This window comes from Natronomonas moolapensis 8.8.11 (assembly GCF_000591055.1).
In the GTDB taxonomy this organism is placed as follows: Archaea; Halobacteriota; Halobacteria; order Halobacteriales; family Haloarculaceae; genus Natronomonas; species Natronomonas moolapensis.
Map to the genome: position 1 here is coordinate 2590511 of NC_020388.1, position 25726 is coordinate 2616236.

At 65.4% G+C, this 25726-nt stretch carries 21 protein-coding genes; 3 read left to right on the forward strand and 18 right to left on the reverse strand.

Features of this window, described 5'->3' with window-relative positions:
• Positions 1 to 131: 131 nt before the first annotated feature.
• The 5 genes from uraH to NMLP_RS12450 all read right to left on the reverse strand — a co-directional run bounded on the left by uraH (position 132) and on the right by NMLP_RS12450 (position 4250).
• On the reverse strand, positions 132 to 482 hold the full coding sequence (gene uraH, locus NMLP_RS12430) for a hydroxyisourate hydrolase (RefSeq protein ID WP_015410474.1): 351 nt from the start codon (positions 480 to 482) through the stop codon (positions 132 to 134).
• Complete coding sequence (pucL, locus tag NMLP_RS12435; RefSeq protein WP_049926558.1) at positions 479 to 1459, reverse strand: factor-independent urate hydroxylase; 981 nt, start codon at positions 1457 to 1459, stop codon at positions 479 to 481. Before pucL ends, uraH begins: the two co-directional genes overlap by 4 nt.
• A 198-nt stretch (positions 1460 to 1657) precedes the next feature.
• Positions 1658 to 2161: a 2-oxo-4-hydroxy-4-carboxy-5-ureidoimidazoline decarboxylase gene (uraD, locus tag NMLP_RS12440; RefSeq protein ID WP_015410476.1), complete on the reverse strand. Its 504-nt coding sequence runs from the start codon at positions 2159 to 2161 to the stop codon at positions 1658 to 1660.
• Between the two features lie 61 nt (positions 2162 to 2222).
• A complete protein-coding gene (locus tag NMLP_RS12445) occupies positions 2223 to 3602 on the reverse strand; it encodes a dihydroorotase (RefSeq protein WP_015410477.1) in 1380 nt (459 codons plus the stop codon).
• 51 nt (positions 3603 to 3653) lie between these two features.
• Positions 3654 to 4250: a nucleotidyltransferase family protein gene (locus NMLP_RS12450; protein ID WP_015410478.1), complete on the reverse strand. Its 597-nt coding sequence runs from the start codon at positions 4248 to 4250 to the stop codon at positions 3654 to 3656.
• Between the two features lie 262 nt (positions 4251 to 4512).
• Between NMLP_RS12450 and NMLP_RS12455 the strand changes: the two genes are divergently transcribed.
• Positions 4513 to 5928, forward strand: a complete 1416-nt coding sequence (locus NMLP_RS12455; protein WP_015410479.1) for an amidohydrolase family protein — start codon at positions 4513 to 4515, stop codon at positions 5926 to 5928.
• A 15-nt stretch (positions 5929 to 5943) separates the two neighbouring features.
• Here the strand turns inward: NMLP_RS12455 and NMLP_RS12460 are convergent, their stop codons facing one another.
• From NMLP_RS12460 to NMLP_RS12490, 7 genes are all read right to left on the reverse strand, one after another.
• The gene (locus NMLP_RS12460; protein WP_015410480.1) at positions 5944 to 6810 is read right to left on the reverse strand and encodes an FAD binding domain-containing protein; all 867 of its coding nucleotides are present in this window, start codon (positions 6808 to 6810) and stop codon (positions 5944 to 5946) included.
• Positions 6811 to 9186 carry a xanthine dehydrogenase family protein molybdopterin-binding subunit gene (locus NMLP_RS12465; protein WP_015410481.1) on the reverse strand — a complete coding sequence of 792 codons (2376 nt, stop codon included), beginning with the start codon at positions 9184 to 9186 and terminating at the stop codon, positions 6811 to 6813.
• Positions 9187 to 9702, reverse strand: a complete 516-nt coding sequence (locus NMLP_RS12470; protein ID WP_015410482.1) for a (2Fe-2S)-binding protein — start codon at positions 9700 to 9702, stop codon at positions 9187 to 9189.
• 77 nt (positions 9703 to 9779) lie between these two features.
• Positions 9780 to 10937: an XdhC family protein gene (locus NMLP_RS12475; RefSeq protein WP_015410483.1), complete on the reverse strand. Its 1158-nt coding sequence runs from the start codon at positions 10935 to 10937 to the stop codon at positions 9780 to 9782.
• Positions 10938 to 11024: 87 nt separating this feature from the next.
• Positions 11025 to 12449, reverse strand: coding sequence for a uracil-xanthine permease family protein (locus tag NMLP_RS12480; RefSeq protein WP_049926561.1), 1425 nt, complete (start codon positions 12447 to 12449; stop codon positions 11025 to 11027).
• 165 nt (positions 12450 to 12614) lie between these two features.
• On the reverse strand, positions 12615 to 13028 hold the full coding sequence (locus tag NMLP_RS12485) for a DUF3830 family protein (protein WP_015410485.1): 414 nt from the start codon (positions 13026 to 13028) through the stop codon (positions 12615 to 12617).
• A 2-nt stretch (positions 13029 to 13030) separates the two neighbouring features.
• Positions 13031 to 14302: a hydantoinase/carbamoylase family amidase gene (locus NMLP_RS12490; RefSeq protein ID WP_015410486.1), complete on the reverse strand. Its 1272-nt coding sequence runs from the start codon at positions 14300 to 14302 to the stop codon at positions 13031 to 13033.
• Between the two features lie 473 nt (positions 14303 to 14775).
• Between NMLP_RS12490 and NMLP_RS12495 the strand changes: the two genes are divergently transcribed.
• Positions 14776 to 15582 (forward strand): IclR family transcriptional regulator, encoded by an 807-nt coding sequence (locus NMLP_RS12495; RefSeq protein WP_015410487.1) that lies wholly within the window; start codon positions 14776 to 14778, stop codon positions 15580 to 15582.
• Between the two features lie 254 nt (positions 15583 to 15836).
• Here NMLP_RS12495 and NMLP_RS14645 read toward each other — a convergent pair whose 3' ends face one another.
• The 6 genes from NMLP_RS14645 to glpA all read right to left on the reverse strand — a co-directional run bounded on the left by NMLP_RS14645 (position 15837) and on the right by glpA (position 23689).
• Positions 15837 to 16472: an IS6-like element ISNamo7 family transposase gene (locus tag NMLP_RS14645; RefSeq protein ID WP_015408706.1), complete on the reverse strand. Its 636-nt coding sequence runs from the start codon at positions 16470 to 16472 to the stop codon at positions 15837 to 15839.
• Between the two features lie 846 nt (positions 16473 to 17318).
• Positions 17319 to 18233: an NAD-dependent epimerase/dehydratase family protein gene (locus NMLP_RS12500; protein WP_015410489.1), complete on the reverse strand. Its 915-nt coding sequence runs from the start codon at positions 18231 to 18233 to the stop codon at positions 17319 to 17321.
• A 359-nt stretch (positions 18234 to 18592) separates the two neighbouring features.
• Positions 18593 to 19231, reverse strand: coding sequence for a transcriptional regulator GfcR (gene gfcR, locus NMLP_RS12505; protein WP_015410490.1), 639 nt, complete (start codon positions 19229 to 19231; stop codon positions 18593 to 18595).
• A gap of 84 nt (positions 19232 to 19315) precedes the next feature.
• Positions 19316 to 20698 carry an anaerobic glycerol-3-phosphate dehydrogenase subunit C gene (locus NMLP_RS12510; RefSeq protein WP_015410491.1) on the reverse strand — a complete coding sequence of 461 codons (1383 nt, stop codon included), beginning with the start codon at positions 20696 to 20698 and terminating at the stop codon, positions 19316 to 19318.
• Positions 20695 to 21969: a glycerol-3-phosphate dehydrogenase subunit GlpB gene (glpB, locus tag NMLP_RS12515; protein ID WP_015410492.1), complete on the reverse strand. Its 1275-nt coding sequence runs from the start codon at positions 21967 to 21969 to the stop codon at positions 20695 to 20697. The genes NMLP_RS12510 and glpB overlap by 4 nt, the downstream gene beginning before the upstream one ends.
• Positions 21959 to 23689 carry an anaerobic glycerol-3-phosphate dehydrogenase subunit GlpA gene (gene glpA, locus NMLP_RS12520; RefSeq protein WP_015410493.1) on the reverse strand — a complete coding sequence of 577 codons (1731 nt, stop codon included), beginning with the start codon at positions 23687 to 23689 and terminating at the stop codon, positions 21959 to 21961. Before glpA ends, glpB begins: the two co-directional genes overlap by 11 nt.
• Before the next feature lie 502 nt (positions 23690 to 24191).
• Here glpA and glpK point away from each other — a divergent pair.
• Entirely contained in the window at positions 24192 to 25724 is a 1533-nt protein-coding gene (glpK, locus tag NMLP_RS12525; protein WP_015410494.1) for a glycerol kinase GlpK, read from the forward strand.
• Positions 25725 to 25726 lie beyond the last annotated feature (2 nt).

Consider the following 25726-nt stretch of genomic DNA (forward strand, 5'->3'; position numbering starts at 1 on the left):
CACAATCCCGACGGCGTCGTATAGTAACGATCGGAAGACGCTGCACACTCGACCGCACGACGGCAGTGCGATCGACGTGTAATCACTTGCGATCGTTAGTATAGGTGTCAGATAACCGCGAGGCTCCACTCTCAGCTTCCCCGGTAGGTCGTATACCCCCCCGGCGACAACAGAAGGGGGACGTGATAGTGCTCCTCGGCATCGTCGACGACGAACCGAACCGGAACGGTCTCCAGAAACGTCGATCCCGAGGGCCCAGAGCGGTAGTATTCACCCACGTCGAACAGCAACTCGTACGTCCCCTCCTCGATGGACTTCGGGGTCAAGAGTGGCTCGTCGAGTCGCCCGTCGTCGTTGGTCGTGCCCTCGGCGATCGGTTCCACGTCGCCGTCGTCGCCGACGCGCTGTAGCGTCACATCAACGCCTTCGGCGGGCCCTTCCCGGCTCGTATCGAGAACGTGGGTGGTCAGCCCGGCGCTCACACGTCGCCCTCCACGTCGTTGCGGTCGACGGAAAACTGCTGAAACCCGGTCGGGATATCCGGCTCGCGGAGTACCTTCGCATCGCCGTCGAGGTCCGTCCGCACCCCGATCCACGTCCTGTTTTTCGACTCGAAGGTGACCGACTCGAGCTGCGGAAACCGCTCGAGGACGCGAACCCCGATCCGGTAGATCAAGTCCTGAATCGAATTGACGTCGTGTTTATCGAAGACGACCTGTGCGATGTCCCGGACCTGTTCGGCCGGAACATATCGTGCAGGCTCTTCGCCGAGGGCCGCCTCGGCGTCGTCGTACGTCCAGAAGACGTCGAGTTCGATGTAGAGCGTTCGGTTTTCTCGTTCCGGAAGGGTCGTGTACTCGTCCTGCACGAAGTCAGTAAAGGAGTTGTCCTTCACTTTCACCAGTTCGATCCCGGTCACGCCGCTCGTCTGTGCGACTATCTCCGTCCCGTCCTCGCCCCGTTCGAGCCGTATCTCACCGTACGCCGACTCGTCGTCAGACACCCCATAGACCAGTTCGCTCGGCTCGAAGTCGTCGCCTACGGGGACTGGCCGTTCGTCGAACGGGACTTCGTCCGCGGAGACGGTGATCGCCTCCATCTGTTCGTACGTGGCCAGAAATTCTCGCCCGACGTACTCAAGGAACCCCTCGACTGTGGCGCCGTCATACTCCCCCATGTGGTGGTGGACGAAGTTCTTCATCGAGTCGGTCGCCACCACCATGCTGTTGTCCCCGTCAGTAAACGAGGGCCGGAACGCCTCGCCCTCGACCTGGACGCGGACATCCAACCCGAAGAGGACGTTCTCGCGCCCGTCGAACTCAGATTCGGGAATCGGCTCGATCCCGGTCAACGGCGTCGCATAGGTCCGATACACGACGATTTTCTCCTTGCCGTAGTTCATTCGACGCCCCGGGCCCTCCGCGTCACTGCTCGCCAGTTGCTCCTGATTGGCCGTCATCTGTCGTCCGTATCATCTGCATCTCCATACAAAAATCCTCGTGTTCGAACAACGTTAGTCAGATAACGTGGCTCTTCGAGAAACAATACGGGAGTTATGCCACACGAGGGTTCCGTTCGCCGTCCTGGCGACCGCGGTAGCCGTCGCGAACGCCAGCGTGCCGACCGCTGACGCCAAAGGAAGCGCCCTGTGGCGTCCTCACGTGGAGACTCGCTCTTCGAGTCGGATCCGAGCGATCGTGTGCACCTCCTCGATTGCCGTCCGGAACTCCTCGGATTCCGTCTGCTCGACCCGCGTTTCCATCGCGTCCTTGATCGCCTTTGGCGATTCGTTCTTGACGGCCATAATAAACGGAAACCCGAACGCTCCCCGGTAGCGGTCGTTCAGCCGCTGGAACGCCTCGTACGTCTCCGGTGAGAGCCGATCGAGGCCCGCGGAGGCCTGTTCTTTTTCGGACGACTCCGTGATTCCGGTTTGATCGCCGAGATCGGGGTGCGACCGGAGCAGTTCCAGTTTCGTTTCTCGGGACGCCTCATCGACCGCGCTTCGCATCGCTTCTCGCAGCGCCACGAGCGAGTCGAACGGCCGCTCGGGGAGTACCTGCTCGGGAACCCACGGGGAGTGTTCGTACACGTCGTCCAGTTCGTCGACGAAGACCTCCTCGTCGAGGCGATTGAGGTCGTCGATCGTCAGGTCTGTCATCGTCGTTCGATGTTCGCTCCGGCAAATTAAATGGTCCCCTCGGGCCCGGTCCGGTCGGCCCTCACGCGCTCCAGTCCGGAATTTCCCGTTCGACGAACTCCCCGTGCCCGGGGTCGCCCACGACCGCGCCGTCGGCGGCGACGACCTCGCCGCGGACGAGCGTCTTCGTGACCTGTCCCGTCACCTCCCGGCCCTCGTAGATCGAGTAATCCGCCTCGGAAACGTTGTCCTCGGCGGTGATCGTGTCGGTCGCCTCGGGGTCGAACAGGACGATGTCGGCGTCCGTCCCGGGATCGAGCGTCCCCTTCCCCGGGAGGCCGAACGTCTCCGCCGGGGTCGTACTCATCAGGCGGACGAGCGCGGGGTAGCTCAGCCCCCGCTCGTTGACCGCCTCGTCGTGGAACACTGAGAGACTCGCCTGCAGGCCGTTCGCGCCGTAGGGACCCTCCCACCACGGTCGGTTCTCCTTGCTCGAGCGGCGCTGTGCGACGTGATCCGTCGAGACGACGCTCAACACGCCGCGGCGAAGGTACTCAAACATAGCGTCGACGTCGTCCGGCGACCGGATCGGCGGCGCGATCTTCGGAAGGTTGCCGAACTCGCGGTGGATCGACTCGTCGAGAGTCGTGTAGTGCGTACAGGTCTCCGCCCGGACCTGTGACCCGTCGTTCCGAAACTCTGCGATGGCAGCGGCCGCCTTTTCGGAACTCGTGTGGACACCGTAGTACTTCGCGCCCGCCTCGGTGGCGATCCGAACCGCGTCCTCGGCGGCCATCGCTTCCGCGTAGTCCGGCCGGGACCGGGGATACGCCTCGGGGGCGTCTTCGCCCGCCGCTCGCAGCTCCGCCACCAGAGACTGACACACCGAGTCGTCCTCCGTGTGGACGACGCCGACCGCCCCCTGTTCCGCCAGCGCGTCGCAGACCCGCCGCAGGTACCCGTTCGAAACGCCGAACTCGTAGGCGGTGTACATCTTGAACGACGTCACGCCGGCCGCGACGAGGTCGGAAAGCTCCGCGAAGAGGTCCTCGCCCTCCCGGAGGATGCCGCCGTGGAGGCCGAAGTCGACGAGCGCCTCCCGGTGGTTGTCGCGCTTTCGCTCGACTCCCTCGGCCAGCGGGGCCGGGTCGTCCCAGGGGCTTTCTTCCCCCTCGTACGCTTGCCACGCGAAATCGATGACCGTGGTGACGCCACCGAGCGCCGCCGCGCTCGTCGCCGTGCGGTAGCTATCGATCGAGACATGGTCGTCGATGTGGACGTGGGGGTCGACGACGCCGGGCATGACCAACTGCCCCGTCGCGTCGATCCGAGTCTCCGCGTCGGGGAGGTCGCGCTCGTCGCCGACGGCGACGATCGACCCGTCGTCGACGGCGACCGCGGCGTCGAACGTCGACGACGGGGACACGACCGTACCGCCCGCAATGACAGTATCAATCGGCATACGTACCGGCACCGTTCGGAGGGATATAAACCTCTCTCCGCGAACCGTTAGTCACTCGCGAACGGAGTTGAGGTCTTCCGGCCTGTCGACATCGCGGTGAATACCGGTATCGTCGACTGGAACACGGACCACGCCGGGACAGGCCGCGATGAGCGCCCGCCCGCCCCGATCGCCCGTCACCTCGGCGAGCGCGTCGAAATGTGACGCACCGAAGAGCACGGGGTTTCCACGGCTTCCACTTTCGGTCGGAACCACGACCGACCCCGTCCCCTCCGCGAACGATTTCAACAGCGCGTCCACGGTCGTCGGATCGACTGCGGGCATATCGCCGAGCGCGAAGAGGGCCCCGTCCCACCCGGCTTTCCGGGCTACCGCGGTGCCCGCGCGAACCGAGGTGTGTTGGCCCTCTCGATACCGATCGTTGTATCGGATAGTAAACCCCTCAGGAAGCGCCTTGCCGACAGCGGCGGCGTCGTGGCCGACAACCGCGATCCGGTCGTCGAGAGAAGCAGCCAGTAGCGTTCGGGCCGCACGCCGGACGACCGGCCGACCGTCGATGGCCGCCAGCAGTTTGTTCTCGGGGCCGAACCGTTCGCTTCGACCCGCCGCGAGCAGGACCGCCCCGACGACGTTATCCGAATTGCTCATTCTCGGTCGCTGAGGCGGGTGTGTTGTCCCCAAGCGAGACCCGACATGGACCGACGCTCGGAGCCACGAACGCGACCCCGTCTGTGAGAGCCGAAACGGATAAGACCATTCGATATAGCAGAATAACTGCGTTCGAATCACATAAATATTTACTCCCTCGCCCGAGAAGAGTCAATATGGTCGATAGTGAACCAGACAGTCGTGCGACGCGTGTTCCCGCTCGACGGACCGACCACGGGTGGGACACAGCGGGGCTGCTCCGATGACTAAGACGCTCGTCTCGAATGGGCTGATCGTTACTCAGAACGCCGACCGGGAACTGATCCCGGATGGGGCCGTCCTCATCAGGGACGATTCGATCGCCGCTGTGGGGCCGACAGCCCGGCTGGAGGCCGAATACGACTACGAACGACGCATCGATGCCGACGGCGGGGCAGTGATTCCCGGACTGATCAACGCCCATACGCACGTCTCTGACATCATTCTCCGGGGGGCGTACAGCGCGGATCGCGGGCTGTACGACTGGTTGTACAACGTCAAACGCCCGGCCTGTGTCGCGATGGAACCCGACGAACACGCCGCCGCTGCGGCGCTGTACTGCACTGAGGCCATCCAGGCGGGCGTGACGACGTTCGTCGAGAACGATACCGAAGTCGTCTGGGACGACCTATCGGGTATCGAGGCCAAACTCGACACGTACGCGGACTCCGGGATCAGATCTGTCTACGGCGCCGGCTTCGCCGACGACCCACCCGACGAGGCGTTCGAATCGTTGCTGGCTGATATTACGGCCCGCGAACCGTCCGTGGACCATCCTCCGGCGGACTGTCTGACCGTCGGAACCGAGGCGGCTCTCGGAAACGTCGAATCGCTGATGGACGCACACCACGGCCGCGCCGGCGGTCGCCAGTCAGTCTGGCCGGCGCCGATCGTCGTCGAAACGACGACAACGGAGGGATTTCAGGGAGCCATCCGACTCGCCGAGGAGTACGACGTCATGACGACGGCCCACGTCGCGGAAGCCGAAGCACAGACACGTGGGCCCGCGCTGTCCAGCATCGAGTACCTCCGAAACATCGGGTATCTGGGCGAGCGAACCCTCCTCGGGCACTGCGTCCAGATCGATCGGGGTGACGCGCGGATCCTGGCCGAGTCGGACACCAAAGTCGCTCACAACTTCTTCGCCAACATGCGACTGGCCACCGGCTTCGCACCGGTCGTCGACCTGCTCGATTGCGGCGCCACCGTCGGCCTCGGCACGGACAACGCGAACCTCAGTGACACGGTCAACCCACTGAACGACATCCGGGCGGTCTTTGCGGCACACAAGGGGTTCCATCGGGACGCAGGCGTCTTCGACGCGGCGACGGCGTTCGACATGGTCACTATTGATGGCGCACACGCGATCGGTCGCGAGAACGACCTCGGTTCGATCGAGGTGGGCAAACAGGCCGACATCGCCGTCGTCGACATGGACCACCCACATCTCACCCCGGCTCCGGACCCGGTGTTCGCACTCGTGACCGGCGCCCAGGGCTTCGAGGTCGACACGGTTCTGTGTGCGGGCGATGTCGTCATGTCCGACCGCGAGGTCCGGACGCTCGGGGCAACCGAGGACGTGTTGGCCGACGCGACCGAGGCCGCCGAAGCCGTCGTTGAGCGCGTCGGCCTCGAGTAAAAACGACCGCCGGTATCAGTGTTCTGCGGGCGCCGCGGACGCGCGTTCGAGCGCCTCCCGGCAGTACGATCGGACGAGTCGGCGTCGATGTGTTCCAGTGGTCTCGCCGTCCGCCAGCAGCGACTCGGGATCGACGTCGGATAGCGCGGCCTCGGCGGCCCGCGTTCGCAAGCCATCGTCGAGCAGTTCACCGGCGAGCGTCTTCTCGACCTCCGGGAGGCGGATCGGGTACGGCTTGGCGCCGTTGACTGCCACCCGTGCGGATTCGACGCGGTTGCCGTCGGCCTCGAGGGCGGCGGCGACGCTCACGGCCGCGTACCCGGAGTACGTAGACTTCCGGGTGTACCCACTCTGTGCCGCGTCTGAGACGACGAGCTCGGTGACCAACTCGTCCGGTTCGAGGGCGGTTTCGCCCGGCCCGCGGAACCACTCGTCGGCGTCGATCCGCCGCTGACCGTCCGGCCCCCGGACGACGACCGTGCCCTCAAGAGCGAGCACGGCAGCCGGCGCGTCGTATTTTGGATCAGCGACCACGAGGTTTCCCCCGATCGTCCCCTGATGCTTCGCCTGATAATCGCCCACGGAGTCGGTCGCCTCGGCGAGTGCGCGGGCTCGTTCGCGGACGGATGTATCTGCCGCGATCCGGACGTGCGTCGTTAGCGCGCCGATAACTGTCCGTCCGTTCTCCCTCGTGATCCCACGGAGCGCGTCGATCCCGCTGATGTCGACGAGCCGATCCGGTGTCTCGAGACCGTCCTTCAGGAGCGGAACGAGCGAGTAACCGCTCGCCACGATCCGTGTTTCCGGCTCGCCGCCGAGCATCTCGACTGCCCGTTCGACGCTCTCGACCTCGTGGTACTCGACAGGAAGCTGACTCGACATTTACTCGCCCTCCTCGAGTCCGTCTCGGACCTTCGCCGCAGTGATCGGCAACTCGGTGACTCGAACTCCGACCGCGTCGTCGACGGCGTTCGCGACCGCCGGAGACGGGCCGAGAACCGACACTTCCCCGACGCTCTTGGCACCGTACGGACCGGTCGGCTCGTACGTCTCGACGATCTCGGTCTCGATGTCCGGCAGGTCGGGCGCGTGTATCACCTCGTAATCCCGGAGCCCGCGGAGCTCCGGCGTGCCGTCCTCGTCGAAGGACAGCGTCTCCGAGAGCGTCTGTCCGAGCCCCATGACCGCACCGCCGATGACCTGTCCACGCACGTTCGCAGGGTTGAGCGCCTGCCCGCAGTCGACCGAATTCACCAGCCGCAGCACCTCGAACTCGCCCGTTTCGGTATCGACTTCGACTTCGGCGAGTTGGGCTGCGAACGGCTTCGGAGACAGCGCAGTAACGTGTTCGCCGGTACCGATGAGCCGCCGTTTCGGGCCCCGAACGCCTTCGAAAGCCTCCGCAGCGAACGATTCGAGCGATGTAGACGTTCCGTCTCCGAACACGACGTCCCCGCCGGCTACCTCGATAGCGTCCGGATCGGTATTGTGCCACTCAGCCGCGAGTTCTCGAACCTTTTTTGCGAGGTCGCGGGCCGCCTTCTCCGTCGCGTTCCCACTTATATACGTGGTGCTGCTCGCGTAGGCCCCGTTGTCCCACGGCGTCGCGTCGGTGTCGTCGGCCTTGACGTGAACCGACTCGGTATCGAGGCCGAAGACGCTGGCCGCGATCTGTCCCATCACTGTCTCCGATCCCTGCCCGGTGTCGCCGACGCCGATCCGGACGGTGAGGGTGCCGTCGTCCTCCAGGGTGATAGAACACCGAGAGTACTCGCTGTTCGGGACACCCGATTTGGCCATCGACAGAGCGACGCCGTAGCCGCGCTCGTAGCGGTCCTCGTCCGGCTGCTCCGGGCCGTCGGACCAGCCGACGGCCCCACAGGCGCGGTCGAGACACTCCGAGACTCCGACGGATTCGAGCTTCGATTTGCTCTCGCTGTCCGGGGGTTCGAAGCTCTCTTCGCCCTCCGTGATGACGTTGTGACGACGGAGTTCGACGGGGTCCATCCCGATCGCGTCTGCGACCGCATCGATGTGGCTCTCGACTCCGAACGTGCCCTGTACAGCGCCATAGCCGCGCATCGCTCCGCCGGGGGTGATATTGGTGTAGACCGCCCGCCCGGTGAAGAGGCGGTTCTCGGTCGGATAGACGGACATCGGCTCGTGAGCGGCGTTCGAGAGCACTGCGAGGGCGTGACAGCCGTACGCGCCCGTGTTCGACGTGATGTCGACGTGCATCGCCGTGATCGTGCCGTCCTCGCGGACGCCGGTTTTGATCTCGACCGTCTGGGCGTGGCGGGTCTGAGAAACGTGGAGGTCTTCCTTGCGAGTGTTCTTCAATCGAACCGTTCGCCCGGTCGCCAACGCCAGAGCCGCACAGATGAACTGGTTCGGAACCGTGTCCTGTCGGACGCCGAAGCCGCCGCCGACGCGGGGCTTGATCACCTTCACGTCCGTCCGGTCGAGATCGAACGCCCGGGCGATCTTGTCCCGACAGATGTGTGAAACCTGCGTCGTCGTCCGGAGTACCAACCGCTCGCGGTCGTCGATCCACGCGATCGTCGTGTTCGTCTCCATCGGCAGCTGCTGGACGATCTGGCTCTCGTATTCGCCCTCGACAACCGTATCCGCCTCTTCGAATCCGGCTTCGATATCCCCTTCCTCGTGGCGGGTCTCACAGACGACGTTGCGCTGGGGCGCCGCGTTCTCCTGTGGGTTTTCGTACGGTTCGGGGTGCAGCGTCGGCGCGTCCGGCGCCATCGCCTCCTCGGGATCGACGACGCATTCCATCACCTCGTAGTCGACGTCGATCGCTTCGAGCGCCCGCTCGGCGGCGTCGACCGAACGCGCCGCGACCGCGGCGACCGGCTCGCCGACGTACCGCACCCGCTCGTTCAGTACGCGTTCGTCGAAGGGCGCCGGGGCTGGATACGGAAACCCGGTTCGTGTGAACCGCTCTTGCGGGACGTCTTCGTGTGTGAGCACCGCTTCGACTCCATCGAGTGCGTCGGCGGCCTCGGTGTCGACCGACCGGACGCGGGCGTGGGCATGCGGGCTTCGGAGGAGGCGTCCTTCGAGCGCGTTCGCGGTCGGGACGTCGTCGGTGTAGCGGGCCTTGCCGGTTACGAGCCCCCAGCCGTCGACCTTCTCGACGCTCTCACCGACGGCCGTGCCGTCGGTTCCTGCAGTCGCTCGCTCGGACCCAGTTTCGGGTTCTTCGGTCTCGCCGTCGTCGCCAGCGAGCTCCGGCGGCGTCATCTACGACTCGCCCCCGACCGCTGATTCTCCGTCACGGAGGCGTTCGGCCGCAGCCTGTATCGCTTCGATCTGTTGGACGTAGCCGGTACACCGGCAGATATTCCCGCTCAGTGCGTCCGCGATCTCCTCTTCGGTCGGGTCGCGATTCCGCTGGAGGAGATCGTACCCCGAGAGCAACACCCCGGGGATGCAGTACCCACACTGGGCGGCTCCATAGTCGAGAAACGCTTCCTGCAGTGGGTGGAGTTCCCCCTCGTCGTCGAGCAACCCTTCGACAGTCATCACCTCGGCACTGTCACAGCTCACAGCGGGGACGAGACAGGACCGAGTGAGGCCCTCATCGCCCAAAATCACGTTGCAGGCCCCACAGACGCCTTCGTCACAGCCGTTCTTGATGCTGTAGTGACCCGCCCGGCGAAGCGCCGACATGAGCGTCTCGCCTGGCTCGATGCCGAGCTGTTCGTTCTCGCCGTCGATCCGGAGTCGGATCGTGTCCGTCGTCTCGTTTTTGTGCATCGTGTACTACTGGGCGTTAACACTTCGAATATATACGTTCTTCGTGCGATCCATACGACGTCCAATCACTTCACGACTCACCGGGGCTCCGCGGATCCCCCCGGCGCTTGCCGGGTATGGATCGGTCCCGACCGCTCGCTGAGGCGGCCACCGCCGGCGCCGTTTGCCGCTGCGAGCGCCTCCGAGACGACGCTCATGGCAATCCCCGTCGGGGTGCCGTCGCCGAGGTCGAGCCCGACCGGCGCTGAGACGCGGTCGAGTTCCGCCCGCGCGAACGACCGGCCGTCCTCGGCAGCCGCCTCGCGGAGCGCCTCAAACCGCTTGCGCGGTCCCATCACACCGACGTACGGAACCTCGGTCGCTTCGAGCAGCGTCGACAGAGCGAGCCGGTCGTCGACGAGGTTGTGTGAGAGGAGTACGGCGTACGTTCGTCTGTCCGTCTCCACGAGCGAATCGACGTCCGTCGGGTGGACCGCACGAACTCGGTCCGCGCCCGGGAACTGCTCCGGGTCGGCCCGCCCCCCACGCGGCGACGCGACGGTCACCCGAAACCCGACCTCGGACCCGAAACTGGCGATCGCGCCCGTGTCCTCCTCGGCGCCGAACAGGAGGAGCTCAGGAGCGGGTTCGACCCCGTCGACGAACACGCGGAGGGTACCCGCCCCTCGACTCACGGACACGAGCGTACTCGTGGCGTCTTCCCGGGCCACCTCGGCAGCGTCCCGTAGCTCTACGAGTGCGTCATCCGGGAGGGCCGAGCGGGTGGTGTCAGTTTCGGCTCTCGAATCGGTGCAGACGGTTCGGGCGCCGACTGGGACCGCACTGTCGTTGCTCTCTACGACAGTGAGTGTCGTGGCGGTGTCGCCGTTCTCGAGCGACCGGAGCATCGGGTCGATCGAGTCGTCGAGGGGTTCGACGAACACGTCGATGACGCCGTTGCAGCCGACGCCAAGTCCCCGGGTGCCCGTCAGGTCGAACGTTTCGAGCGTCATCTCCCCGGAGCGGCGAGCCTCGCTCGCGAGTTTCGCGACGGGGCCGTCGAGACAGCCAGCCGCGATGGCGCCGAGTGCATCCCCGTCAGCCGGCGCCACGAGTTTCGCGCCGGGACGGCGGTAGGCCGACCCCGCCACGTCGACGACGGACGCGACAGCGGCATCGACGTCCGCCGTCCGGAGCGCTCGAAGCCGTTCGTACAGCTCCCGGTCAGACATACCCCAGGATTGGTTTTCGATCATACTGCTTCTGTACGAGCGTACGCGTTTAGATGTTTGTTGCTGTGTGACGGGTGATATATTCGTCTCGGGCGGGTACGGCGCTGCACATCAGTCGTCGTTCGACGCGGTGTCGGCCATCTCCTCGTCGATCTGCATCGGCATTTCCGGTGTAAGCCCGTCGGTGTGCTCCGTCGGTCCGAGCCCGACGCCACCACCGGGAAGGACCACGTTGAGAACGAGCGCGGAGATACCGCCAGTGACGAGTGCGGAGCCGAACAGCGTCTGGACTTCCCCGGGGACGTTCGCCAGGAGTTCGGGGCGAAGCGAAACGCCGAGTCCGAGCGCGATCGACAGCGCGAGGATCGTCGAGTTTCGGTGATCGAGCGTCACGTTCTGGACGATGATGCGCGCGCCCGAGGAGAAGATCATCGCGAACAGGATCAACGCGCCCCCTCCGAGGACGGCATCCGGCATCGCGGAGACGACTGCACCGATCTTCGGAACGAACCCGAGGACGATCAGCGCGACGCCGCCGATCCCGACAACGTAGCGGCTCGCGACGCCCGTAAAGTTCACGAGGCCGACGTTCTGCGAGAACGAGGTGTTCGGCATCGCGTTGAACACGGCCCCGAACATACTCATCACACCGTCGGCGAGCAACCCCCCGCGGAGTTCCTCCTTCGTCGCATCCCGCCCGGTCGCCGAGACCGTCCCGGATATGTCGCCGATCGTCTCCATACCGGTCACGATGTAGAGAAACGCCATCGTGAGGACGGCACTCGGCGGGAACGAGAGCCCGTACTTCAGCGGGACCGGAACGGTGATCCACCCGGCCGCTGCGACGCCCGAGAAGTCGACGACACCCAGCGCGATCGCCACGACGTAGCCGAGAGCGATACCGACAAAGACGCTGATGACGCGGAGAAACCCGTCGAAGAACTGGTTGAGGACGAGCGTCGTCAGGAGAACCAGTCCCGCGAGGCCGAGATTGAGGACGGAACCGTACCCCTCCGCCCCCGGCCCTGCGGACGCGCCAGCGGCGTAGTCCATCCCAGTCGGCACGAGCGTCAGTCCGATCAGCATCACGACAATCCCCGTGACCAGTGGCGGAAAGTACCGCCGGAACCGATCGAGGGTGACTCCCATAACCATCTCGACGGGGGCGGCCAGCAACGCTGTCCCGAACACCGCCGCCAACCCGAATTCGCTTCCGATCCCGATCAGCGGACCCAGGAAGGCGAAGCTCGTCCCCATGACGATCGGGAGTCGAGCACCGACCGGACCGATGGGAAAGGCCTGAACGAGCGTCGCGACGCCGGCGACGATCAGCGCCATCTGGACCAGAAACGTCGTCTCCCCGGTCACGGAGCCGACCGCGCCCGCGAGGATCAGTGGCGGCGCGACGTTCCCGAGGAACATCGCCAGTACGTGTTGGATGCCGAGCGGGATCGCCTCCCCCAACGGTGGTCTGTCTTCGATACCGTACAGTACGACGGAGTCGGTTCTCGAATCCGTGGCTTCTGAACTACTCATGCGTTTGCTTCTCATCCGTTTCCCTTTTTAAATTACCCCTTATTCACCTAATATTACTGAATTCGTTTTGTTCGAGCGCCCCCGGCGTCGATCGGCCGTTTGTCGACAGGGCGTCCGGACACCGGAACACGTTCTATCGCCGTCCGCGGTGGCACCCCAGCGGTATCACTCCACCTCCCGGATCGTCACGTCCTGGACGCCGTCACGGAGCGTCGTCTCCTCGATCGCTTTCAGTTCCTCGGCGGTCGCGTCCACGCTCGCGACGTGGTTGCCCGCGAGTTCGCCCGCCGGGCTCTTGAAACACGTCGGACCACAGGCCAGGAGGATCTCCTGTTCGTTCCGATAGCCCGGATAGAGCAACAAATCCCCCCGCGAGGGGTACACCGTGTGGTTCTCCCGCGGGATCTCGGGCAACTCGATCTCGTCGATGTTGATCCACGTCGCGATGCCGCTCCAGCGGACGTGCATGAGCTCCGACTCCAGCGGCAGAAACTCACGCACCGCGGCGACTGATCGCGGCGCTCGGTCCTCGTGCAGCTCGGCTGTCAGGGTCGTCCCGTCGATGTCGAGTTCGATCATTGTTATGTCGGATGGTCGGCTGTCGCGAGTCGGCACAGCGACTCGGCGAGGACGGTCGTCGCGGCGGTGCAGTCGTTCCAGTCCGCCCGCTCCCGCGGCGAGTGCGAGCGGCCGTTCTCGGAGGCGACGAACAACAGGCCGGCCTCTGTCACGTCCGCCACCTGCATCGTGTCGTGGCCGGCCCCGGAGTGGACCGTCCGGGTCTCGATCCCGGATCGACCCGCGGCCTCGGCCGCGATCCGTCGACAGCGCTCCGAGAGCGGCGTCGGATCGACGGTGTAGTCGGCGGCGAACGACGTCGAGACGCCGCGTTCGATCTCGAGGGCGTCGAGCAGCCGTCGTACCGCTTCGATTTGCCGTCGGATCTCGCCGGCCGCGGTCGATCGGACGTCGAGTTGCAGCGTCGCCGAGCCGGGGACGACGTTGACGACGCCCGGCTCGACGTCGAGGCGACCGACGGTGCCGACCGCCGTTTCGCTCCCGGTCGTTGCGGTCGCGCCGGCGCGTCGTTCGACCTCGAGGACGAACTCGCTCGCGGCGGCGAGGGCGTCCGTTCGCTCGGCCATCCCGGTCGTGCCGGAGTGGTCGGCCTCCCCGTCGACGGTCACGTGCGCCCGGGTCGTGCCGGCGATGTCCGAGACGACCCCGACCGGAACGCCGGCGTCGCCGAGGCGGGTCGTCTGCTCGATGTGGAGTTCGAGCCACGCGTCCCACTCGCTCGCGTCGAGTCGGCCGGTTCCGCGATAGCCGATCCGTTCGAGCGCCGCTTCGAGCGTGGTGTCGCCGTCGGACAGCGCCAGCGTCGCCTCGACGCCGCGCTTGCCGGTCGCGACAGACGACCCCAACACGCCGTCGGCGAACCGGGTCCCCTCCTCGCCGGTGAAACAGACTACCTCCAGCGGGCGCGTCGGCGTCGCCTCGCTGTCTTTGATCGCCCGGACGGACTCCAGCGCCGCGTAGACGCCGAGCACGCCGTCGAAGATGCCGCCCCTGGGGACCGAGTCCAGGTGGCTGCCGGCGGCGACGGGGGCGGCGTCCGGGTCCGCGTCCGGCGGCGTCCACCGCCCCGCGACGTTTCCGACCGCGTCGACGCGGACCTCCAGCCCCGTCTCCCGGAGCCGGTCGACGAGGTACTCCCGCGCCTCGCCGTTGGCCTCGCTCCCGGGGAGGGCGGTGCGCCCGCGACCCTCCGGGGCGTCGACGGCTCCGAACGCGGCCGTCCGTTCGACGTCCGCCCGAAGCGACGCGCCGTCGACCGCGAGGTCGGTCACCACGGAGCGCCCCTCGGCGAAGGCGGGGTCGGCGGGCGCCCCGTGAGTCGCGTTCGTCCCCCGCCGGTGGGGGTTCGACCCGGTCGGCTCCGAACGGTGCTCGGATGTTCGACCCGTTCCGGGGGCTTCCGGCCGCGAGGCGGCCCCGGGGGTCGAATGTGGCATACCATCGTGAGTCGTGGACGTATTTTCCACACGGATGTAAAAGCATTTCGAGTATTTCCAGATGTTCATTTTATTATAGTCGATATACCTCCGTCTTCGCTCGCAGAGGCGTTCGTCTATTTCGAACGCAGAGTGGGGGCCACTCGATAGTTGCGGCGCGGTTCGACCGATCCGTCGTCGATACTCGAGTGACGTCCCACCGTTTCGCACACACCGGCCCGTCAACGTGGGGTACCCCTCGTATACCGTTCGAAATACACGAACGCCGAGGGCGCCGAACGTTAATAGCCGTCGAGTTCCTCGGTGCGGTCATGACCTCGGAACACGGGGACGGCGGGCCGCGGACGCTGAAGACCGTCAGCACGGCTTCGCGCGTTCTCGACGCGGTTCGGGAGCACGACGAGGTCGGCGCATCCGACCTCGCCGCGGCCCTCGACGTTTCGAAGAGTACGGCGTACATCCACCTCCGAACGCTCGAGGAGAACGGCTTTCTCGTCCAGCGGGGGGACACCTACCGGCTCGCGTTCAAGTTCACCGTGTTGGGGGAGTACGTCCGCAACCGGAGCCCGCTGTATCGCTACGGGAAATCGGAGGTCGACGACCTCGCCGAGGAGACCAACCAGTACACGCACCTCGTGACCGAGGAGGACGGCTTCGGCATCAACCTGTATCAGGTCAGAGGGGACACCGGCATCGACGGGGAGTACCAGACGGACAAGATCCAGCGCCGCGATCACCTCCACTACACGGCCTCGGGGAAGGCGATCCTCGCGTATCTCCCCCGCGAGCGCGTCGAAGAGATCCTCGACGAACGGGGGTTGCCCGCACGGACGGCGAACACGGTCACCGACGCGGAGTCGCTGTTCGCGGAGCTCGAACGGGTCCGCGAGCGGGGGTACGCGTACAACGACGGCGAGGAGATCGACGGCTTCCGGGCCGTCGGCGCACCCGTCCGGGACGCCGACGGCGACGTCCTCGGATCATTGAGTGTCTCCGGCCCGGCCAGCGTCATGCAGGGCGATCGGTTCGAGGAGGAGATGCCACAGCGCGTCACCCAGTCGGCGAACGTCATCGAGGTGAACATCACCATGGACGCCCGGGCGAACCAGTCTGTTTGAAATGCTCGAACGCGAGCCGCCCTTCTCGCCGCCCGGCAGTCCCGTGCGCCGACCCAATTACATAACAACATTAACGTCGTTAGCTAATTGTGCCCCCGACCCGAACCGGCGACGACGCGTTCCGCGCTCGGGTCGGATTTGGTATTCGACGCCGCATCCACCGTGAGAAACGGATGCTCGAAACCGCCTGTCGAGGGTATCTGTTCTGTGAGCTCGAGATACAATATATTTTATTTCTATTTACTTGGTAGTGTTCACATAAGCTGATTCCATGCGAAGGCGAAGGATCGAAGCCAATCGTCGGCGGTGTCTGCTTCGGCATTGCTAAAACAGTTTGAAAAACTGATAGTTCGTCGTTTTACCTCTCGAAAGACACGTTCGACGCTATTCCGATTTCCATGGCGTTCATATCTGAAATCGAGGCTATGGCGGCGACAGGCGTCTTTCAGTGAGTGCGAGCCATCTATGAGAAACACCGCGTCGTCAACGTCGTGTTTCTCGCGGAGTTCGGCAAAGAATGCGTGAGCGATTGCCTTGTTTGTCGTCGGTTCAAGCGTTGTATACAGTAATTTGTTTGTCTCAGGATCGACAGCAGCATACAGCCAGTACTGCTCATCATTGAGTCGGATCACGGTCTCATCCACCGCAACGTGATCCGGATCCCGACCAGATTCGGGCTGTAGATCTGCCCTGTGAACCCAGTTGTGAACAGTAGATCGAGCTCGACTGACACCGAATATCTCAAGGATAGAAATGGTATTCGAAAGTGATAGGCCAGCTAAATGGAGTTGAATACCAAGCTTCATCAGTAATTTCGGTGTCGCTTCTCGCTCCACAAAACCTAACTCGATCTCGTCCAAATGGCCGTTGAGGCGGGCGTTTTTGGGCATAGAGCACTCAAAAAATGTACCGCCTCACTTTTCATTCTTATCTGAACACCGCCATTTACTTTGACAATCGAGTTTACATATTTATTTGCTTTTATTTCGCCGACGAGGAACGCGCGTGTCCCCGTCGACGAACGATTCCTCGAACACTGCACGCTACTGTCGGTGTATCCAGTTTTTTCGATTCGTTCGAGAAAGTATGACGCGATTCCGGAGCTTCTACGACAATATACGCACCCGTAGTAGCCCCGTCGGTCGCTACTGCTGGGCGATCGCGACGGGTGGGCGGACTATCTGGTGCCGAAATACAGTCTTCCATATATAAATAAATTGCTGATAAGTTTGCATCGTGGAACGGATTGGAACACTCTATGGCCCTCCAGACGACCCACAGCGAGACCAGCCGTGCGCCGATCGGAGCGCCCTCACTCCACGGGACTTCCTCGACGGCACGATGGCGTCCGGTGGACGTCGACCACTCTGCGATGCGTTCGCTCACCGCGCTCTCGAGCGCTGCCGGGTGGGACGTAGTCGTCCCGTCCGCGTGGTGCGCACCGCGCCGTCGGGCCGTCGTACACACGAGCAGCCACACCGTGCCACACACCCGTCCCCCGTCGACAGAGACACCCGAACCCCCGGACGCGGCCGCCCCTGACGGCTTCGAGCGCGCCGCCGACCCACATCGCCTGCGCCGACGGCATCGACCGCCGGCGTGGACGGACCGAACCCGTCGATAGAGGCATCCGAACGCCTCGTCTTTGAACGCGGCGGTCTCGTGGTCCCGCCCTTCGGCTCGCATCGGGACCAGCCCGGGCCGTCGCGGGCGGCGACCGTCCGCGCTCGGCGGCTTCAGTACCCCGAACACACTCGTTCGATCCCGTCCTCGAAGGCGACCTCGGGCTCCCACCCGGTCGCCGCGCACAGCTTCGAGAAATCCGCACGGGTGTCGTGGACGTACACCGACTCCGGGATGGGATTCTCGACGTACTCCGGGGCGACGTCCGTGCCGAGTTCGTCGTTGAGCAACTCGACGACCGTGTTGAACGAGTACGACTGGCCGGTCCCGACGTTGTAGACGCCCTCTAAGCCGTGTTCGGCCGCCCGGACCACCGCCGAGACCACATCGGAGACGTGCGTGAAGTCCCGCGTCTGGGTGCCGTCGCCGTATAACACAGGCGAGTCGCCGTTGGCGATGGCATCGGCGAACTGCGCGACCACGTTCGCGTACTCGCCCTTGTGGGCCTCCGCACCGCCGTAGCCCTGATACACCGAGAACAGGCGCAGCCCGGCCAGCGACAGCCCGTAGTGATTCGAAAAGTATTCCGCGTAGCGTTCCCGTGCCAGCTTCGAGGCCTCATAGCCCGTGTCGACCGACACCGGGACGTCCTCGGGCGTGCGCTCGGTCCGGGTGCCGTAGATCGACGACGTCGAGGCGTAGACGATCGTCTCACAGCCGTCCCTGCGGGCCTGCTCGACGACGTTGACGAACCCCTCGACGTTCACGCGGGCGCCGCGCTGTGGCTCGCCCTCGTGCATCGCGTACGACGACAGCGCCGCGAGGTGGAAGACGACGTCGACGTCCGTCGGCAGCCCCTCGGCGAGCACCGAGCGGTCGCGACACTCCACTGCGCTGTCGAGGTTCGCCGGCGTCCCGAGCGAGCAGTCGTCGACGACGAGGACCTCGTTGTCGGCGGCGAGGTGGTTGGCGACGTTCGAACCGACGAACCCCGCCCCGCCGGTGACGAGGACGCGCTTGCCATCCATGCTCGGACTATCGAGCATCGGACACAAAAGGGCCTCGTCGGGACGACCCAGAACCCGGCCACGCCGCGGGGTCGACGCCGCGCTCTCGTACGCCCGACCCGGCGTCCGTTGTGGACGCCCGCCGCCCAAGCAACCGCCTCCGGGTTGATCCGAACCCTTCGGCCGTCCGCCCGACCGCCGACACGAGTATAGCTTATTGTTTCAGAACAATAAGATCAAAATAAAACGTTCGGCCGCATCGATCGTACGCTCGCTGACGACTTATACGATCTCCACGATCACGAACATACTATCGTGCGCACGAACATCGTTCCGGTCTCGGATATATATCTCCCGGCGCTCGTCGGTCCTGCCGACGCCTACTCGTCGTCGCCGTTCCCGACCCGGATGGCCTGGATCAGCGAGTACACCGGGACGCCGTCGATCGACTCGATGCCCTGTTTGTCCACCAGGACGACGCAGGCGACCGGCTCCCCACCGCGGTTCTTGATACCGCCGATCGTCTCCCGCATCGTCGTCCCGCTGGTGATGGTGTCGTCGACGACGTAACACTCCCGCCCCCGGATCTCGGCGAAGTTCTGCGAGAAGGTCCCTTCAAGCTCCTCGATGTCGCCCTCTTCCCACTGGTGTTTCCGCGGCGCGTAGGCGGCGATGTCCGTATCGAGTTCGCGGGCGACGACGGTCGCCAGCGGCGCGCCCGCCTTTTCGATGCCGACCGTCAAGTCGACCGACTCGCCCTGTTTTGAGAGCAGATCCGCCATCGCCATCCCCGTGTAGCTGAGCCGCGCCGAGTCACGCCCCAACGCGCTCCAGTCGACGTGGATGTCGTGGGGGCCGCCCGAGGGTTCTGTGGTCGTCGACGCCGCCTCCCCGCTGCGTTCGACGAGCCACGTCGCCGTCTCGCGGGAGACGTTCAACTCGTCCGCGATCTCCCCCCTGGAAAATCCACGTTCGGACAGTTCCCTCGCGCTCTCGATGAGTCCGTCGATGTTCTTCATGGGCTCAGATGTTCGCCGTCGTTTATAATTGGTGGTGTATCCCCCGCCGCCTCATCCCGTCTTGATGTCCGACTCCCCGCCGTGTCACTCGACGAGTGCCGCCGACAGCAACTCGAGAGGATGTCGGATCTCATACCCCGTGCCGTGTTCCATCTGCATCGCACAGGTGGGACACTCGGTCATCCCGGTCTCGCCGTCGGCCTCGTCCATGTGTTCGAACATCTCCTCGCCGATCTCCATCGACTTGTCGTACTTTTCGGCCTTCCAGCCGTAGGTACCCGAAATGCCAGAACAGGAGTCGCCGACGTCCTCGACGTCGACGCCGTCGAGTTCGCCGAACAGTTCGACGGCCTGGCGGTCCAGCCCCTGGTTGCGGGCGTGACACGGGGCGTGGTAGGCGAACTCCGCCTCGAGACCGTCGTCGAGTTCCGCCGCCCCGATGGCCCCCCGGAGGTCCTCGTGAATGCGGAGGTACTCGACGGACTCGAAGGTGTGGGCGGCCACCTCGTCGATCCCCTCGATGTCGAACAGTTCCGGGTACTCCTGGCGCAGCGCCATCGAACAGGAGGTACACGACGCGATGGCGTCGTACCCTTCCTCGACGAGGTCGGCCATCGAGGAGACGTTGACCTCGGCGTGCCGACGGGCGTCCCCGAGCATCCCGTTTGCGAACATCGGCGTCCCGGAGCAGCGCTGTTCGGGGACGACGACCTCGTAGCCGAAGTGCTCGTACACCCGGACCATCGCCTTCCCGACTTCCGGGGTGTTGTAGTTCGAGTAACAGCCGTGGAAGTACGCCACCTTCTTGTCGGCGTCGACGGGGTCGCCGCGGCGCTTTCGGTTCTCGCGTGCGCGCTCGCGGGATCCGGTGGCCGCGCCCTGTCGCTCCCACCACTCCCGGAACGTCTCGGTCGCGAAGGCGGGGAATTCCCGCTCGCTCGTGACGCCCATCGTCTTCTCCATGAGCCACCGCGCCGGCCCGAAGTTCATCGCGGCGTTGGCGAGACGGGGGACCTTGCTGGCGAGCCACGCCGACGTCCGGTAGTTCGCGAGGATCCGGTTGCGCCAGTACTCCACGGAGAGTTTCGACATCTGTTCGTCGACGTACTCCCCGCGGGCAGTGTTGTGCATCTGCGAGAGCGGCACCCCAGATGGACACGCGTTGTCACACCGCATGCAGTTCGAGCAGTCCATCACGGAGTCGTCGACCTCGTAGTCGTCCTCGTGTTGTTTGAGCCGCCACTGCTCTGGGCCCTGGAACTTCGGGCCGGGGAAGTCGTCGTCGACCTCCGCGACGGGGCAGTTCGTATCGCACGTCGAGCACTTATAACACGAATCCGCCCCCGGGCGGAGGTCGAAATCGGTGCTGTCCGGGAAGACGTCGACCGGTTCGAACGCCTCACCGGTGTTCGGCTCCGCGGGGTCGAACGCCGACTCCGGCTCCGAGGGAGGTTCGGCGTCGCTCATCGTGCCGCCTCCGCCGCCGCGCGACCGGCGGCATAGCCCGTCGCAATCGAGACGCCGCTGCCGGACTTCTCGGCGGCGAAGTCGTACCCGCCGAGCACCGATCCCGCCGCCCGGAGGTTGTCGAACTCGATGCCCCCATCGCGCCCGATCGGCCGGAGGTCATCGTCGGTCCGGACGCCGAAGCGGGCGAACTCGTGGTCGCCGAAGGCCTCGGCGTCGAACCACTCGTAGCGGTCGTCATCGTGGGGAACGTGACAGCCGAAGATCGGCTCGTACACCGTCTCGCGGTCGGAGTCGACGCCCTTGCCGACCAGCCCGCCCGTCGCGAGGACGTACTGCTCGGCGCTGTTTGGGATCTTCGCCCCGTTCTTTTCGACGTAGACCCGCTCGATCCGCCCGTCTCCGTCCGAATCGACGACCGGATTTCCGGTCTCGAAGCGCCCGCCGGCCCGGTCGAGCGCATCGAAGAGAGCGTCCTCGAGGCGCAACCCGGGCAACGAGGGCGGCCCCATCGGCACCTCGAACACGTCGGCTCCGAGGGCCGCCCGCAGGTCGGCCCGGACCCCCGCCGCGTCGTCATCGCCGAGGACGGCCGGGAAGCCGACGCGGGCCTCGCCTTCGAGTTCGGTGTTGACGCGCTCGGCGAGCGCCGTCCGGACCGGGCGGTTCCGCCCGCGGACGGCCACCTCGCCGTCGGTGTCGAGCAGCTTCGCGTACCGCGTCACCTTCGCGTCGGCGCGGAGCTCGCCCGGGAACCGGATCGTGACGCCGCGGACGTCGAAGGGAACGCCCGCAGCCTCGAGGTGTGCAGCCGCGTGCTCGGCGTCGAAATCGACCATCGCCTCGAAGCCGACCAACAGGACGTCGCGCTCGTCGCTCGCGAGGCCGGCGTCGGCCCCCGCCGGATACCGGGCGGTCGGCTTGATCGTCCCGCCGTGGGTCGGCAGGAGGGCGTTCGTGTCGGTGTGGCCGCCGCGGTAGTCCGGGCCGACCTCGTCGAAGAAGGTCATCGCCTCCCGGACCCCCTCGACGCCGACGGTCCGGTAGGGGTGTTCCGTCGGCAGCGACGGGATGGCCGCGTAGGGATCGGTCAGTGGCCCCTCGCCTTCGGGCGTGTAGCCGAGCACGTCGACGAGCCCCGAGGCGTTCCGGAGCGTGCTCTGTTTATACGAGACGAGACGGGTGTCGGCACCCGCCCGCGTCGCCGCCAGCGCGCTCGTGAGACCGGCCAGGCCGCCGCCGACGACCAGGACCTCCGACTCAATCGCCACGGCGATCCCCCCCGTCGGTCGCGACCCCGCTTTCGGGTGCGCCCCGGGCCGACGTGCGCCCGTCGTCGAAGGCCCCGAAGTCGATCGGCTCCCCGCCGGCAGGGTCGTGATCGCGGTTCTGGGTCGTCGCGTGCAGCGCGTAGTTCAACATCGCCTGCGAGAGCTGTTCGCCCCACAGCGCGTGGCGTTGGCCCTTCCAGCGCTCCTCGAGGAGTTCGTCCCAGGCGGCCCGCGTCGTCGCCTCGTCGTACTCGCCGTGGAGTTCGTTGGCCATCCGGTGACAGCAGAATCCGCCCTGGCAGTTCCCCATCGACGAACGCGTCCGGATGCGGACCGCGTTGAGGTCAGACCCCGACTGCCCGATCGCGTCCTGGATCTCCGCGCGCGTGACACCTTCGCATCCACAGACCGTCGGGTTCGGGCCGTCCGTGTCCAGCACCTCGTCGGCCCGCGAGCCGAGCCGTTCGACGCTCCGGCGGCCGATCGGCGACCGGAGGCCGAACTCGTCCATGTACTCGCGAAGCACGGAGAACTCCTCGCTGCCGGGGAGCGACACGTCGGCGGTGCGACAGTCGGCGTCGATGCCGAACTGCTCGCAGACGTGATCGGAGATCTCCTCGCCCATCATCCGGTAGGTGGTGAACTTCCCGCCGACGATGCTCGTCATCCCGCCGAGGCCGTCGCGTTCGTCGTGATCGAGCAGGAAGTAATCGCGGGTGATGTCGGTCGGGTCGTCGCTGCCGACGTCCGGCGGCTCGTACAGCGGGCGAACGCCCCAGAACGACCGGATCGTCCGCGCCTCCTCGAGCATCGGCACCAGCTCCGAGAGCGTGTCGATCATCAGATCGACCTCCCACCCCTCCTCGGGGTAGTCCTCCGGGTCGTCGACCTCCTCGTCAGTCGTGCCGAGGATACACGTCGTCTCGTGGGGTACGACGATGTCGGCGTCGCCTTTCGGCCGGCAGCGGTTGATGACGGTGTCGACCTGTCGGGTGTTCATGATTGTCATGACGCCCTTCGAGGGGCGGACCTCGATGTCGACGCCGGCCATCTCGCCGATCCGCCCGGCCCACGCGCCCGTCGCGTTGACGACGTAGTCCGCCCGGATCTCCTCGCGGCCGCCCTCGGTACCGTGGACGCGCTTGCCGGACCCCGAGGCGTGGTCGACCACCACCCCGACGACCTCGCCGTCCTCGACGAGGAGGTCCTCGACCGTCGAGTGCGTCTCGATGCGCGCGCCGTGTTCGCTCGCGCTCGCGGCGTTGGCGACCACGAGGCGGAAGGGATCGACCGCCCCGTCGGGGACGGAAATCGCCTTCTCGATGTCTTTCGCGAGGTGAGGCTCCATTGCGCGCGCTTCACTCGCCGAGACCACCTCAGCGGGGATGCCACACGCCTCACACCCCTCGAGTTTCTCCTGGAAGTACTCCTCTGAGTCCTCCGGTCGCTTGACGAACAATCCGCCGGTCATCTCGACACAGTGGTTCGCGATGTCCCGCAGGACGCGGTTCTCCTCGATGCACTCGGTCGCGCTCGCCCGATCGGAGACCGCGTACCGTCCGCCGCTGTGGAGCAGCCCGTGCATCCGCCCCGTCGTGCCGTGCGTCAGGTTCCCCTGCTCGATGAGGGTCACGTCCAGCCCCCGCATCGAGAGGTCCCGGGCGATCCCGGTTCCCGTCGACCCGCCCCCGATGACGGCGATGTGTGGTACCGATGCCATGTATGCTCACACTATTCAGGCTCTATCCACTTTATTTCATCGATAGTTCGGACCTCCTAGTAAACATGCGTATCGAACGTTGGGGATGCGTGACGAACGCGAACCGGTTCGAAAACGCCCTCTATCGGCCGATAAAAACGTATTATGGGTTTGGGGTCGCCCGCCGCAAGCAGTAGCTGTTAACACGCATTACAAGCTCCCGGTCGCCACCACCGCCGCCCGGAGCCGCGGCACTCGCCCCCCGGCGATGGCCCGTTCCGTCGCCGACCCGCCGTTCGCGCGTTTACGCTCTCCTCCGTGGTGTACGTGAGATATCGGCTCTCGCGCCGCGGTACGGTCGAGAAGCCACCGGGCCCGTGTCGGCCGGGGGGGTACCCCTGCCGCCGGGGCATATCTTTATTGACGTACCCTATTTGTGGGTAACATTTAATACATAGTGTCGTATTGTTTATCGCCAAGGTGGCTACGGACGTAAATTGCCGCCGAACGGAGCATACCAACCATGGCAACCTCATATGTCGGCGCGATCGATCAGGGAACGACAGGAACCCGTTTTATGGTCTTCGACCACAGCGGGCACGTGATCGCCAACGCCTACGAGCAACACGAACAGATCTACCCCGAACCCGGCTGGGTCGAACACGACCCCGTCGAAATCTGGGAAAACACCAAAAGCGTCGTACTGAGCGGCCTCGACGAGGCCGGCCTCGACGCCGAGCAACTGGCGGCGCTGGGGATCACGAACCAACGCGAGACGACTATCGTCTGGGACAGAGAAAGCGGCAAGCCGGTGCACAACGCCTTGGTCTGGCAGGACCGACGGACCACGGACCGCGTCGAGGAACTCCAGGAGGCGGGCAAGGTCGAGGAGATCCGCGAGAAGACCGGCCTCGAGTGTGACGCGTACTTTTCGGCGACCAAGACCGAGTGGATCCTCGACAACGCCGAACCTTTGAAGCTCCAGAGCAGCCGGTCGCGGGACCTGCGCTCTCGCGCCCGCGACGGCGAGTTGTTGATGGGAACGATCGACTCGTGGCTCATCTACAACCTCACCGGCAACCACATCACCGACGTCTCCAACGCCTCCCGGACGATGCTCTACAACATCGAGGGCATGCACTGGGACGAGGAGTTGCTAGCGGAGTTCGACGTACCGGAGGCGATGCTGCCGGAGGTGCGGCCATCCTCCGACGAGAGTCTCTACGGCCACACCGATGCCGACGGCTTCCTCGGCGCCGAAGTGCCGGTAGCGGGTGCGCTCGGCGACCAGCAGGCGGCGCTGTTCGGCCAGACCTGTTTCGATGCGGGTGACGCCAAAAACACCTACGGGACCGGGTCGTTCTACCTGATGAACACGGGCAACGAGGCCGTCTCCTCCGACCACGGACTGTTGACGACGGTCGGCTTCCAGCTCTCCGGGGAGCCCGTCCAGTACGCCCTCGAAGGGTCGATCTTCGTTACCGGCGCGGCCATCGAATGGCTCGAAGACGTCGACATCATCAACAACGCCGCCCAGACGGCCGAGCTCGCGAGTTCGGTCGACTCGACGGACGGGGTGTACATGGTGCCGGCGTTCACGGGACTCGGAGCCCCCCACTGGGACGGCCGCGCCCGCGGGACGATTGTGGGGATGACCCGCGGGACCGGAAAAGAACACATCGTGCGGGCGACGCTGGAGTCGATCGCCTACCAGACGCGGGATATCGCCGAGGCGATGGAGGCCGACTCGGGCGTCGAAACCACGACGCTACGGGTCGACGGCGGGGCCGTGAAAAACAACTTCCTGTGTCAACTCCAGGCCGACATCATCCAGACGGAGATCGCCCGCCCCGAAGTCGATGAGACCACCGCCCTTGGATCGGCTTACGCCGCCGGCCTGGCCGTCGGCTACTGGGACGACCTCGACGAACTCCGCTCGAACTGGCAGGTCGACCGCGAGTTCGATGCCGAGATGGAGTCCGAGCAGGCCGACGGGATGTACGGTCGATGGGACGACGCCGTCGAGCGGTCCCTCGATTGGGCTCAGGAGGAGTAATC